General features: G+C 36.8%; 15 protein-coding genes. 2 read left to right on the top strand and 13 right to left on the bottom strand.

Annotation, left to right across the window (positions count from 1 at the left end; translation table 11 throughout):
• Positions 1 to 31 precede the first annotated feature (31 nt).
• The 3 genes from panD to panB are packed head-to-tail and all read right to left on the bottom strand — an operon-like array spanning position 32 to position 2,112.
• Positions 32 to 415, bottom strand: a complete 384-nt coding sequence (gene panD / locus F0362_RS07920) for an aspartate 1-decarboxylase (RefSeq protein WP_000490175.1) — start codon at positions 413 to 415, stop codon at positions 32 to 34.
• 12 nt (positions 416 to 427) lie between these two features.
• Entirely contained in the window at positions 428 to 1,276 is an 849-nt protein-coding gene (gene panC, locus F0362_RS07915) for a pantoate--beta-alanine ligase (protein WP_000692375.1), read from the bottom strand.
• On the bottom strand, positions 1,276 to 2,112 hold the full coding sequence (gene panB, locus F0362_RS07910) for a 3-methyl-2-oxobutanoate hydroxymethyltransferase (protein ID WP_000851101.1): 837 nt from the start codon (positions 2,110 to 2,112) through the stop codon (positions 1,276 to 1,278). Before panB ends, panC begins: the two co-directional genes overlap by 1 nt.
• 526 nt (positions 2,113 to 2,638) lie before the next feature.
• Here panB and F0362_RS07905 point away from each other — a divergent pair.
• Entirely contained in the window at positions 2,639 to 3,028 is a 390-nt protein-coding gene (locus F0362_RS07905) for a cupredoxin domain-containing protein (protein ID WP_000062349.1), read from the top strand.
• A gap of 122 nt (positions 3,029 to 3,150) precedes the next feature.
• On the opposite strand, the gene F0362_RS07900 is transcribed toward F0362_RS07905, so the two are convergent.
• Genes F0362_RS07900 through F0362_RS07870 form a run of 7 tightly spaced genes read right to left on the bottom strand, consistent with a single transcriptional unit; the run spans position 3,151 to position 8,706 of the window.
• The gene (locus F0362_RS07900) at positions 3,151 to 4,131 is read right to left on the bottom strand and encodes a biotin--[acetyl-CoA-carboxylase] ligase (RefSeq protein ID WP_001192037.1); all 981 of its coding nucleotides are present in this window, start codon (positions 4,129 to 4,131) and stop codon (positions 3,151 to 3,153) included.
• Entirely contained in the window at positions 4,116 to 5,309 is a 1,194-nt protein-coding gene (locus F0362_RS07895; protein WP_052943514.1) for a CCA tRNA nucleotidyltransferase, read from the bottom strand. Before F0362_RS07895 ends, F0362_RS07900 begins: the two co-directional genes overlap by 16 nt.
• Positions 5,296 to 6,441 (bottom strand): N-acetyl-alpha-D-glucosaminyl L-malate synthase BshA, encoded by a 1,146-nt coding sequence (gene bshA / locus F0362_RS07890; RefSeq protein ID WP_000768312.1) that lies wholly within the window; start codon positions 6,439 to 6,441, stop codon positions 5,296 to 5,298. The genes F0362_RS07895 and bshA overlap by 14 nt, the downstream gene beginning before the upstream one ends.
• Positions 6,438 to 7,142, bottom strand: coding sequence for a bacillithiol biosynthesis deacetylase BshB1 (gene bshB1, locus F0362_RS07885; protein WP_000015658.1), 705 nt, complete (start codon positions 7,140 to 7,142; stop codon positions 6,438 to 6,440). The genes bshA and bshB1 overlap by 4 nt, the downstream gene beginning before the upstream one ends.
• Positions 7,143 to 7,153: 11 nt before the next feature.
• On the bottom strand, positions 7,154 to 7,549 hold the full coding sequence (locus F0362_RS07880; RefSeq protein ID WP_000684758.1) for a methylglyoxal synthase: 396 nt from the start codon (positions 7,547 to 7,549) through the stop codon (positions 7,154 to 7,156).
• A 15-nt stretch (positions 7,550 to 7,564) separates the two neighbouring features.
• Positions 7,565 to 8,365, bottom strand: a complete 801-nt coding sequence (gene dapB, locus F0362_RS07875; protein ID WP_000658795.1) for a dihydrodipicolinate reductase — start codon at positions 8,363 to 8,365, stop codon at positions 7,565 to 7,567.
• Complete coding sequence (locus tag F0362_RS07870) at positions 8,365 to 8,706, bottom strand: nucleotide pyrophosphohydrolase (protein WP_044810165.1); 342 nt, start codon at positions 8,704 to 8,706, stop codon at positions 8,365 to 8,367. The genes dapB and F0362_RS07870 overlap by 1 nt, the downstream gene beginning before the upstream one ends.
• Positions 8,707 to 8,976: 270 nt before the next feature.
• On the opposite strand from F0362_RS07870, the gene F0362_RS07865 reads away from it, so the two are divergent.
• On the top strand, positions 8,977 to 9,858 hold the full coding sequence (locus tag F0362_RS07865; RefSeq protein ID WP_000204285.1) for a YitT family protein: 882 nt from the start codon (positions 8,977 to 8,979) through the stop codon (positions 9,856 to 9,858).
• 28 nt (positions 9,859 to 9,886) lie between these two features.
• Here the strand turns inward: F0362_RS07865 and F0362_RS07860 are convergent, their stop codons facing one another.
• From F0362_RS07860 to ypjB, 3 genes are all read right to left on the bottom strand, one after another.
• Positions 9,887 to 10,528, bottom strand: coding sequence for a uracil-DNA glycosylase (locus F0362_RS07860; RefSeq protein ID WP_000456302.1), 642 nt, complete (start codon positions 10,526 to 10,528; stop codon positions 9,887 to 9,889).
• Between the two features lie 114 nt (positions 10,529 to 10,642).
• Positions 10,643 to 11,323, bottom strand: coding sequence for a zinc metallopeptidase (locus F0362_RS07855; RefSeq protein ID WP_000499539.1), 681 nt, complete (start codon positions 11,321 to 11,323; stop codon positions 10,643 to 10,645).
• 255 nt (positions 11,324 to 11,578) lie between these two features.
• Positions 11,579 to 12,367: a sporulation protein YpjB gene (ypjB, locus tag F0362_RS07850; protein ID WP_000831603.1), complete on the bottom strand. Its 789-nt coding sequence runs from the start codon at positions 12,365 to 12,367 to the stop codon at positions 11,579 to 11,581.
• Between the last annotated feature and the right edge of the window lie 53 nt (positions 12,368 to 12,420).

The raw sequence follows: 12,420 nt of genomic DNA, 5'->3' as shown, positions 1-12,420 counted from the left end.
TATCTCCTGATATAGAGATAGCTTTCCTCTTTTATAATATTGTACCAGCCTTTTCAGCACCTAACATTTCAACAATTTGATTTTGATCGTCTAACACTGCAATTTTTGGTTCTTGTTTATGAACCTCTTCTTCCGTAACTAAGCCATAACAAATTATAATTACTTTATCTCCCGGTTGTACAAGCCTTGCTGCAGCACCGTTTAAACAAATAACACCGCTACCGCGTTCGCCTTTAATAACATATGTCTCTAAGCGCGCACCGTTATTATTATTTACAATTTGAACTTTTTCGTTCTCTACAATATTTACTGCATCCATTAAATCTTCATCTATTGTAATACTACCTACATAGTTTAAATTTGCCTCCGTTACAGTTGCGCGATGTAACTTTGCTCTCATCATTGTGCGAAACATAGATGCTCCCCCTTATTTAACCGTTAATGTTATATTGTCAATTAATCTTACATTTTCAAACTTAACTGCAATAGCTAAAATGATTCTTCCTTCCATTTCCCCTACTATTGCCAATGACGGATATGCATATAAATCCGCATAATCTACAGTACCTTTCGTATACGTCTCAATATGTTCTTTCACAAAATTTGTAATGATTTCTGAATTACGTTCGCCTGCCTCAATTCTTTCTTTCGCTATACATAGACTGCGGTATAAATGAGAAGCCTCTTCACGTTCTTCTTGTGATAAATACACATTACGAGAACTTTTTGCTAATCCATCTTCTTCTCTTACAATATCAACTGGTACGATCGTTACTGGAATATTGAAATCAGTTACAAATCCTTCAATTACAGCAACTTGTTGTGCGTCTTTCATACCGAAATAAGCACGATTTGGCATTACAATATTAAATAATTTCATTAGTACAGTCGCAACTCCAGAAAAGTGACCAGGTCTTTGTTTTCCACATAATACGTCAGTACGCTTTACAACTTCTACTGTTGTTGTTTGTTCTGCCGGATACATTTCTTCTACACTCGGATAAAATAAATAATCCACACCGTTTTCTTTTGCTACACTTTCATCTCTCTCAATATCACGAGGGTATCGCTCTAAATCTTCGTTCGGCCCAAACTGTAGTGGGTTTACAAACACACTTAAAACTACAATTTCATTTTCTTCTCTTGCCTTGCGTAATAAAGTAGCATGCCCTTCATGTAAATACCCCATCGTTGGAACAAAACCAATATTCTTTCCACTTGTACGAAGTTCGCTCGTAATTTGCTGCATCTCTTGCACTGTAGTTATGATTTTCATTACTGTTTTCCCCCGTATAACGCTAAGCATTCTTCTTCTTTCATTGTGAACGAATGTTTCTCTTCAGGAAATTGCCCTGTCTTCACTTCAGCAACATATTGAGAAATCCCACGTACAATTTCCTCTTGAACAGACGTATACTGTTTTACGAATTTCGGAACACGATTTACCCCATATGAGATGAGATCATGATATACAAGAACTTGCCCATCTACTTTTTGTCCCGCTCCAATCCCTATTATTGGAATTGTTAATTGCTTCGAAATTAATTCTGCTAACTGCATTGGCACACATTCTAACACAAGTGCTATCGCACCAGCTTCCTCACATTTCTTTGCATCGTCTATTAATTTCTTTGCACTTTCAGCATCTTTTCCTTGCACTTTATATCCACCCAATACTCCCACAGATTGAGGAGTTAAACCTAAATGCGCTACGACAGGAATTCCTGCATTCGTTAAATAATGAATCGTTGATATAACTTCTCCAGCACCTTCTACTTTCAGTGCATGTGCTCCGCTCTCTTGAACGATGCGGCGTGCATTCACCATCGTTTCTTGTAACGATATGTGATAAGACATAAACGGCATATCAGTTACAATAAATGTTTCTTTCGCTCCGCGGCGTACAGCTTTCGTATGATGAATCATATCCTCTACTGTTACAGGTACTGTTGAATCATATCCGAGTACAACCATCCCAAGAGAATCTCCAACTAAAATCATATCAACTTCAGCTTCTTCTGCTAATTTAGCAGAAGGATAATCATACGCCGTTAGCATCGTAATCGGCTCACCTTGCTCTTTCATCTTCAAAAAATCTGTTTTTGTTTTCAAAAACTACTCCTCCTTTATGCAGGAGAGAGGCGATGGCCGAAATCATATAAAAAACCCCTCTGGCCATAAAAGGGCAGAAGGGTTGTGTGTTAGTCGGCATTATTCATCCCTCTGTCCCAGTCCGTTATTGGATCAAGGCAGAATCCAAGTTATTATTTTTTGTACTGCTTCGAATCATGGTGCAGTTCGCTCTGATACTGCCCACATTCGAACTAATTATAGCAAAGTACAAAAAGAAATTACTACATTTTTTTGAAAAAATAATTTTTTATTTCCATTACGGTATGTGAAATTTAACTAGATAGTGTATATGCTATATAGTTTTTACAGAGAATTCAGTCCTAAAAAATAAGTGGGTGTGTTTCCCATACATACCTTACAACTCCAAGTTAATTTCTTTTGTAATCCATTTAAATGCAAAAAATTGATTTAAAGATACTGATATTTTATTTGACTGTATAGTATAAGCCTAAAACTAATGATGCAGGTTAATTGAAGAAAAGCACTTAGAAAAGGAGAATTGCGAATGTCTATGAACAAGTGGTTATTTCCATTACTCGGTTTGTTTGTAATGATTGTGAGTGTGATAACTTTAGACTCCATCAACGTAGTTGCCTCAGCTAACGTCGTAACACAACCTATTGAGTCAACGAAAGTGATTGAAGTCGAACTTAACGATGATTACTTTAATCCGAATGTCATCACTATTCCGATTGAAGAAACAACAACATTGTTATTAAAAAATAAAGGTAAGAACGAGCACACCTTTACAGTGAAAAAACTCGGAATTGACGTCGTAGTTGAGTCAGGAAAAGAAAAAAACATTACCGTAAAACCTAAAAATACTGGTACATATGAATTAATATGTAGATACCATCTCCTTAAAGGAATGGAAGGAAAAGTAATAATCAAATAATAAGCAACGCTAATCGAACGTTACTCTACATACAACTTAAGTTGTAAAAAGTGTATTGTCACATTACAAAGCCTACTCAAAAATATTGAAATAAAAAAGAAGTTCCAAAAAAGGAACTTCTTTTACTTCATTTCGATATCCGCAGAATGAATATGATGTATTTTCCCTTCATGGTCCTCCAGAAGCAATACACCCTCTTCTGTAATCCCTTTTGCTAGCCCCGTAATCGTCTGTCTCATCGTTCGGGCAGTAATTTCTTTCCCGATGCTCACAGCGTAACTTTCCCAAAGAATTTTAATTACAGAGAAACCATTTTGTAAATACTCTTCATATAATTTTTCTAGTTGTAAAAAGATTTGTTGCATAAGTTCCGCACGAACAATTGGCTTACCTGATTCAATCGCTAAAGAAGTGGCAATTTGCTGAATTTCCTCATCAAAATGTTCTTGTTTTTGATTCGCATTAATACCAATTCCCATAATGACAGCATTGATTTTATCAGGATCCGCTTGCATTTCTGTTAATATACCTACAGCCTTTTTACCTTGAATTAAAATATCATTCGGCCATTTAATTCCTACATTTACACCTGTGCATTTTTCAATTGCTTGTGCAACGCTAACAGCCGCTAGCAGAGTGAGCTGCGGGGCATGATGAACCGGGATCGATGGACGCAAAATAATACTCATCCAAATTCCTGTTCCTTTTGGCGAATGCCACTTTCTACTTAAACGGCCTCTACCTGCAGTTTGCTCTTCCGCAACGACAATTGTTCCCTCTTCTACTCCTTCATAAGCAAGTTTTGCTGCAATATGCTGAGTAGATTCAACTGATTCTTCAAAATAAACCGTTCTACCGATACGCTCTGTTTGTAATCCTAACTGAATTTCATTAGCAGTTACTTTGTCTGGCTTCCCCGCAATGCGGTAACCTAATCGACGCACAGCTTCAAGTTCATATCCCTCATTCCGAAGGTCCTCCATATGTTTCCACACAGCGGTTCTTGAACAGCCAAGTTTATCACTAATCGTTTGGCCAGATACAAATTCTCCATCCGCTTCAGAAAAAACTTGCAACAACTGCTTTCTTATAGTAGATTGCATCTTTGCAGCCACTCCCTTATACTCTCTTTCTCATTAACTACATTTCCTTGTACGATCGCTTCTTCGATTTTTTGAAGCATTTCAGCAACCCACGGACCAGGCTTTTTATTCGCCCAGTTTAATAGATCATTCCCACTCACATTCATTTCTTGACGACCCTTGATTGGCAATGCATGAAACATTGATTGTACTCGTTTAACAGATGTAGGGTTATAGTTTTCAATCATCGCTTCATATACTCTCTCTGCCATTTCAGCGATATGAATTCCCGTTTTATAAAGAAGGACTGTATCCCAATCCTTCTCCTTTCTCGTACGAATTGTTAATAAAACTGCGACAATATCTTTTATTTTTTTATTCGAAAACTTCCATTGACGTAAAAATACAGATGGATGCTCTTCTCCGATACAATATAAGAAAAATGCCCATGCCTCAATGTCTGTTTCAAAAGAATCCCATTTATACTGCGTAGCTTTTAACAGTCTCTCTTCTGACATTTGTAAATAGGGCAAATGAGAAAATAGCTTTGTCTCTACTAATTCTTTGAGGCCCTTCACACAATAGGTACCAGTTAACAGTTTCTCAAACTCTACTGTGATGCGCTCAATTGCTATATGTTCTAGCAAGTGCCCATACGTTTCAATCGCTTGCTTCGTTTTCGTTTCTAAAGAAAACCCTAACGTACTTACAAACCGAATGCCACGCATCATTCTTAGTGCGTCTTCTTGAAAACGATTCGCTGCATTTCCAACTGTCACAATTTCTCTCTTTTGAATCGCTTCCTGCCCAGCAAATAAATCCACTATTTCGCCTTCTTCTGTCATGGCAATCGCATTCATTGTGAAATCACGACGTTTTAAATCCTCTTCTAATGAACGAACAAATTGAACACTACTAGGTCTTCGAAAATCTTCATATTCGCTTTCTGTTCGAAAAGTGGTTACCTCATAAGGTTCACCATTTTCTACAACAATTACAGTTCCATGCTCAAGACCAACAGGAACATGTCTTGGGAATATATCCATTACTTCTTCTGGTAAAGCAGATGTCGCAATATCAATATCTCCAATCGGCCTATCGATAATAAGATCTCGTACGCTCCCACCAACAAAATAAGCCTCATGTCCTTGTTGTTTTAATATCTCAATAATAGAACTAGCTTTTTTAAATCTTTCCATTTTTGTCATCCCTTAGTATGTCATAGTAAATTGCTTCATATTGTGAGACGATTTTTTCTGAGCGGAACTGCTCATAAACACTTTCTCTTGCTCGCTCTCCCATATTACGGTGAAGCTCTTCATTCTTTAATAGCTGAATGGCTTGATTGGCCACACCTGTTGTATCGCCAACTTCACATAAATATCCTGTTTCACCATGTTGAATGACTTCTGGAATACCTCCAACCCTTGTTCCGATACAAGGTACACCACACGCCATCGCTTCTAATAAAACAAGACCAAAACTTTCCTTCTCTGATAGAAGCAACATTAAATCACTCATCGCAAGCAGTTCTGCAACATTATCTTGCTTCCCTAGGAATAAAACGCGATCTTCAATATGTAAATTCTTCACTATCTGTAAAATTGTACAAAATTCTGGTCCGTCTCCAACAAGAAGCAATTTCGCATCAACTTCTTTAGCAACTTTAGCAAATGCCTGAACAACATCCTGCACACGTTTCACTTTACGGAAATTTGAAATATGAATAAGTACCTTTTCACTCTCACTTATACCGTATTCTTTCTTTAATTGAGACATATTACGCTTGAAATATACACGTTCGTCTATAAAGTTATATACCGTTTGAATGTCTTTATTTGGTTTTACAAGCTCATGCGTTTCGTCAATTAATGAATGCGAGACAGCAGTAACAACATCAGACTGCTCAATACCAAAACGAATTAAATTATTTAACGAAGGGTCGGAACCTAACACAGTAATATCTGTTCCATGCAAGGTTGTAACAATTTTAATACGCTCTCCAATCATTTGTTTCGCTAAATAAGCACAAATTGCATGTGGTATTGCGTAATGCACATGTAAAATATCAAGACTTTCTCTTTGTGCAACCTCTGCCATTTTACTCGCTAATGCTAAATCATATGGTGGATATTGAAATACAGAGTATTGATTCACCGTCACTTCATGAAAATAAATGTTTGGATACACTTTATTTAATCGAAATGGTAAACCCGATGTAATAAAATGAATTTCATGCCCGCGTTCCGCCAATTGCTTTCCTAATTCTGTTCCAACAACTCCAGAACCACCTACAGAAGGATAACATGTAATACCTATTTTTAATTTCATTTACATCCCCCTATTAAATCAGCATGTAATAAAACCGGTTTCTTACTCATAAATCCTTCGGCATACAAGACTCCAACTTCTTTCCCAAACATCTTCTCACGAGCGACCACAGTTTCAACGTAACCCTCTGTTAACGGCGTCTTAACACCATCACTCCCTGTTGAAAACTGACTTTCATACGCTTCTAATGCTTCCACTTTTTGCGATAGGTACTCACTAATATCTATACAAAAATTCGGTTTATGAAAACCATTAATCATATAATTATAAAAAGACTCCACACGATGTGGTGGAAGTTCTGGCATATATTTACGGATTCCTGCTGAAAAAATAGCCTCTTCCACAAGCTTTGCACAATTTGCATGATCTGGATGACGATCTTCATAATATGGTGCAAAAACGAGTTTTGGTTTATATGTACGGATTACCTTTACAATTTCACGTATAAACTCTTCTTTCATATACAAGCCACGATCTGGCATCGCTAAATTCAGTCTCGTTTTTACTCCCATTATACGAGCTGCGGTCTTTGCTTCTTCTTTTCTCAACTCTATCGTTCCATTTGAAGAAAGGTCAGCTTCTGTTAAATCACAAATACCTACTTCAAACCCTTGCTTCGTATATTTTGCAATGGTACCCGCCATGCCGATTTCAACATCATCGGCATGAGCACCAAACGCTAATATATGTAATCCACTCATAATTGTTCCCCTCATTTTCTTAACTTGCGATAATCTAAATCCCCTCGTTCTAATGCGTGCATTAACATTTCAGCACTTGCCATGTTCGTTGCAAGTGGAATCGCATATACATCACATAAACGAAGTAATGCATTTACATCTGGTTCATGCGGCTGAGCAGTTAGTGGATCTCGGAAAAAAATCACCATATCCATATCGTTTTTTGCAATCATGGCACCGATTTCTTGATCGCCACCAAGAGGACCCGACTGATATCTTGTTACATCTAAGCCAGTTGCCTCCATAATGCGAAGTCCTGTCGTTCCTGTTGCAAATAATTCATGTTTTTCAAAAATCGGTTTATATGCGTACGCAAACGAAACCATGTCATTTTTCTTTTTGTCATGTGCGATTAAGGCAATTTTCATCCGTTTTTCTCCCCTTTAGTCGATAATGTTTTCTAAACCGTACACAAGATGATCAATGTTCATTACTGTTTCAATTGATAGTTTTACACCTGACATAAATGATGCACGATTGAATGAATCGTGGCGAACCGTTAACATTTGTCCATCCCCGCCGAACATTACTTCTTGGTGTGCAATAAGTCCTGGTAAACGTACACTATGAATGTGAATACCGTCTACATTTGCACCACGAGCACCTTCTAGTTGCTCTACTTCGTTTGGATGACCTTGCTGCTTTGATTCACGATTTTGACGAATTAATTCTACTGTTTTGACAGCTGTACCAGATGGTGCATCTAATTTTTGATCATGGTGTAATTCAATTACTTCAACGTCTTGGAAGTACTTCGCTGCCATTTGTGAAAATTTCATCATAAGAACTGCACCAATTGCAAAGTTTGGAGCGATAATTGTTCCTACTTTATTTTCTTTTGCATTTTCTGTTAATTGCTTTAGTTCTTCTTCCGTAAATCCAGTTGTACCAATAACAGATCGAAGTCCACGTTCAACTGCAAGTGTCACATGTTTCTTTCCAACTTCTGGTGTTGTTAAATCTAATAATACATCTGCTTCCACTTCATCTAAACAAGTATGTAAATCTGCGTAAATCGGTGTATCTAACATCGGCATACCAGGTAAGTCTGAAATCTTTTCTCCAGCGTGCTTATAGTCTACTGCTGCTACTAAATTGAAATGTTCTGTTCTTTCCATAAGAAGGACTGCTTCATGTCCCATACGTCCTCTTGGTCCAGCGATAATTACTTTAATTTCTTTCATTATTCTTTCTCTCCCTCATCAATGCGTGTCCAGCGATCTTTATCACGTGTATTAAATTTTTCCATTACAATGTTATGCGCTGTTTCTAAATCAATATTTAAACTATTTGCCATACAAATCATAACAAACAATACATCTCCAAGCTCTTCTTCAATACTACGTTCTGTTTCAGTTGTTTTCTTCGGTTTCTCACCATAGTAATGGTTTACTTCCCTCGCAAGCTCTCCCATTTCTTCCGTTAAACGAGCCATCATTGCAAGCGGACTGAAATAACCTTCTTTAAACTGACCAATATATGCATCTACTTCTTTCTGCATATCTTTCATCGTTTTTGCTTCCATACTAATCACCTCTAATCCTTCCTCTTTCATGTTAGCCAATTCATCGCGATTTGACAAATATTATTCCCCGCCAAACACCTATTTGCGACCCTTTTTTGGATAGACTATAATGAAGTGAAACTTTCTTTTGCGGTTTTGGCAAAAGATCAGCTAAAATCAATTGTTTTTTTATAGCCTTCACTATTTTTATTAACAACTAGAAATTACTTATCATTATGTTTTACCGTTTCAGCGGAGCAATGCAATCTACATAATTAGGGGGATTTCTATATGACATCAAGTTTGAAGATTCGAAATATCATTTTCATTTTAATCGGTTCCGCTATTTTTTCTTTCGGTATTGTGAATATCAATATTGAAAATCACCTTGCAGAAGGTGGATTTACCGGTATTACACTATTATTGTATTTTCTATTTAAGTTTGACCCTTCTTATTCAAACTTAATTTTAAATATCCCTATATTTTTTATTGGTTGGAAGTTACTTGGAAGAACGACATTTATCTATACACTAATCGGCACATTCAGCGTATCTTTATTTCTATGGATTTTTCAGCGTTACGACGTTCTTAACTTACATTTAAACTTACAAAATGATATGACACTCGCGGCTTTATTCGCCGGGGCATTTATCGGTATCGGTCTTGGCATAATATTTAAATATGGGGGGACTACTGGCGGTGTAGATATTATCGCAAGACTCGCTCATAAATATGTTGGCTGGAGTATGGGGAAAACAATGTTTATGTTTGATGCTATCGTCATTATCGTCTCTATTCTTACCTATTTATCATACCGCGAAGGCATGTATACGTTAGTTGCTGTTTTTATCGGAGCGAAAGTCATTGACTTTATGCAAGAAGGAGCCTATGCGGCAAAAGGAGCAACTATTATCTCAGATAAAAACGATGAAATTGCTGCCCAAATTTTATCTGACATGGAGCGCGGAGCAACCTTTTTAAAAGCTGTTGGATCGTATACGAAAGTGGAACGGAACGTATTGTATTGCGTTGTCGCTAAAAATGAAATCGTGAAATTAAAAAATATTATTACTTCTGTAGATCCTCATGCCTTTGTTGCTGTAAGTGACGTACATGATGTAGTTGGTGAAGGTTTTACATTAGATGAAAATAAAAATCCGTTACATAATTAAATTCAACTAGAAAAGCTCTTTAGCTTTTCTAGTTTTTTATTACATATCTTTTAAGCTTCTCCCAATCCTCATAAATAAGCTCCAACAAACTCCGATTATAAAAAATAGAAGCTGGATGAAAGGTCGGAAAAATAGAATATTCTTTTTCTGTCCATACAAATTCTGTACAGCAACTATCTTTCAATTGTTGCACGGGTTGTTTTAACAATTCTCCATGAACATCTGTAATTTTATGATTTTTACCGACTAAACGCTGTAATGCAATATTACCAAGCGTAACGATAACAGGAGGGTCTATATGTTCCAACTCATAATCTAATAAAGGTGCATGAGCAAGTATTTCTCCTTGATTTGGTGTTCTATTATACTTTTTCTGTATTTTTTCGCCATTTCGTTCTTTTTTCTCTCGCCATTTATATGGCCTACTCCGGACCGCACTCGTAATATATACTTCTTCCCTTGTAACATGAATACGTTCTAAAAACTCCATTAAATGTTTTCCAGCTCTACCGCTAAACGGAATCCCATTATGAATTTCTGTTTCACCAGGTGCTTCACCAACGAGCATAATTTTTGGGTTTCCAGGGCCTTGTCCACTTAGAAAACCTTCTAGCTGATACGAAGTACTACGCTCTTTCACTTGCTTTACTATATGGTCTGGATATTCCATTATCTCCCCCCTCATCGTATGCTACTTAATGATGATTTCCCTACAATATTTCTTTCATTTTATCCTGTCCATTTATTACAGATAATAAAAAAAGACTATCAAAATTGATAGTCTTTAGTCGTCGCTACGCTGCATACCAGTATATATTAATACAAGACGTAATAATTCAAATACAGCTACAGCTGCAGCTGCTACATATGTTAATGCTGCCGCATTTAATACTTTACGAGCTTGGCCGTACTCATCTGTCGATACGATACCAAGTGCTTCAATTTGTTGCATTGCGCGTTTTGATGCATCAAACTCAACTGGTAATGTAACAAGTTGAAAAACAACACCTGCTGCCATCAAAATAATTCCTAGCAACAATAAACCAGACATTTGTGCAAACACACCAATTAAGACGAAAACCCAAGACATATTCGAGCCAAAATTAGCAACTGGCACTAATGAATGACGAACACGCATGAAATTATAATCTTTTGCATCTTGAATCGCATGCCCTACTTCGTGTGCTGCTACTGCTGTACCAGCAACTGAATGGCCATAGTAGTTATCTGTTGATAATCGAACTGTTTTGGCAGTTGGATCATAATGGTCTGATAAATGACCTGGCGTTTCTTCTACAGCTACGTTGTATAATCCGTTTTCATCTAAAATTTTCCGAGCCACTTCTGCTCCTGTCATACCTGATGTTGAATAAACTTGTGAATACTTGCTATAGGCACTACGTACTTTTGACTGTGCATACAACGGTATGATCAAAATGATCGCGAAGTAAATTAAATAAAACATCATGAACCTCCATTGAAGTTTTAATTATAGTACTTCTCATTCTATTTTTTTCTGCCACCATTGTCAATGAATAAACCTTACAATCCGTATCTTTATTTATCCCGCTATTTGTAGACAGTTAGACTCCCACCTCAAAATTCTGCTGGAGCAAAGAACTTAAGCGGTATATCCACTGCCCGTAAACGCCCGATTGATGAGGGCTAATAATCAATGAGGTATGAACCTCCCCACTGATTAAAGTTTCACTTTATCGCATTATCTATTTTTAGAATGTACATTACTTTTTCTTTTCTCTCGCTCACCTTTATACTTTCTCCATCCAACATAAGTTAATGTGAATAAAATAAGTCCTCCAGTAATTGTCATAAACCAAATGAGAGAGGGGGCAATTTCATCTTTTTTTACTGTGTGAAATATCTTTTGCAAATCTCCTTTAATGATTCCTAATTGCATTTGCCCACCTTTCGTTTTTAACATAACGTTACGAAATTCATCCAAATAAGATAAATGAGCATTTACACGTTGCACCTCGTTTTCTGGCAAAGCAATCATTAGGCTTGGGTAAATAATATTAAATTCATTTAAGAATGTATTTAACGTTTGCTGAAACTGTCCAGTATCTTCTTTTTTCATCGCTTTTTCCATTTGAGAAAAAGCATCCATTACTTTCCCTTCTCTTTCCATCCAAAGCGGTTGATATTTCGATACTTGCGCATCAACAGCAAGTTGTAATGCTATCACATTATCAATTTTAACTTGCTTACCTAAATCTTCTTCCGAGAGAGATTGTTTCGCTTTGTCGTAAGCTAAAGAAATGACTCTAATTTGATCTGGTGTTACTTCTTGCTTCTTTTCATTCCCCTTCACTAAAAACTGCTCCGAGAAATATTGTAATACTTGTACTGCTTTTTCATCTTCATTACGCTTCACTAACTGTAACGAGTCGTCTAGCAACCCCGTTAGTTCACTCCACTCTTCAGCATATATACGTAACGGAAACATTATAATTAGAAATGCTATCAATCCAATTAATGTTCTCTTCATCCCGGTCCCCCCTATAACTACTAGTACAAAATATGTGGAATTGGACAAGAATA

It is taken from the genome of Bacillus sp. BS98 (assembly GCF_008432245.1).
In the GTDB taxonomy this organism is placed as follows: Bacteria; Bacillota; Bacilli; order Bacillales; family Bacillaceae_G; genus Bacillus_A; species Bacillus_A toyonensis.
The sequence above is the reverse complement of the archived record's forward strand: the minus strand, read 5'-3'. Positions and strand labels throughout refer to the sequence as shown.

Coding starts and splice junctions, on each gene's coding strand:
- panD (WP_000490175.1), bottom strand. CDS start 415: ATGTTTCGCACAATGATGAGAGCAAAGTTACATCGCGCAACTGTAACG.
- panC (WP_000692375.1), bottom strand. CDS start 1,276: ATGAAAATCATAACTACAGTGCAAGAGATGCAGCAAATTACGAGCGAA.
- F0362_RS07905 (WP_000062349.1), top strand. CDS start 2,639: ATGTCTATGAACAAGTGGTTATTTCCATTACTCGGTTTGTTTGTAATG.
- F0362_RS07900 (WP_001192037.1), bottom strand. CDS start 4,131: ATGCAATCTACTATAAGAAAGCAGTTGTTGCAAGTTTTTTCTGAAGCG.
- F0362_RS07895 (WP_052943514.1), bottom strand. CDS start 5,309: ATGGAAAGATTTAAAAAAGCTAGTTCTATTATTGAGATATTAAAACAA.
- bshA (WP_000768312.1), bottom strand. CDS start 6,441: ATGAAATTAAAAATAGGTATTACATGTTATCCTTCTGTAGGTGGTTCT.
- bshB1 (WP_000015658.1), bottom strand. CDS start 7,142: ATGAGTGGATTACATATATTAGCGTTTGGTGCTCATGCCGATGATGTT.
- F0362_RS07880 (WP_000684758.1), bottom strand. CDS start 7,549: ATGAAAATTGCCTTAATCGCACATGACAAAAAGAAAAATGACATGGTT.
- dapB (WP_000658795.1), bottom strand. CDS start 8,365: ATGAAAGAAATTAAAGTAATTATCGCTGGACCAAGAGGACGTATGGGA.
- F0362_RS07870 (WP_044810165.1), bottom strand. CDS start 8,706: ATGGAAGCAAAAACGATGAAAGATATGCAGAAAGAAGTAGATGCATAT.
- F0362_RS07865 (WP_000204285.1), top strand. CDS start 8,977: ATGACATCAAGTTTGAAGATTCGAAATATCATTTTCATTTTAATCGGT.
- F0362_RS07860 (WP_000456302.1), bottom strand. CDS start 10,528: ATGGAATATCCAGACCATATAGTAAAGCAAGTGAAAGAGCGTAGTACT.
- F0362_RS07855 (WP_000499539.1), bottom strand. CDS start 11,323: ATGTTTTATTTAATTTACTTCGCGATCATTTTGATCATACCGTTGTAT.
- ypjB (WP_000831603.1), bottom strand. CDS start 12,367: ATGAAGAGAACATTAATTGGATTGATAGCATTTCTAATTATAATGTTT.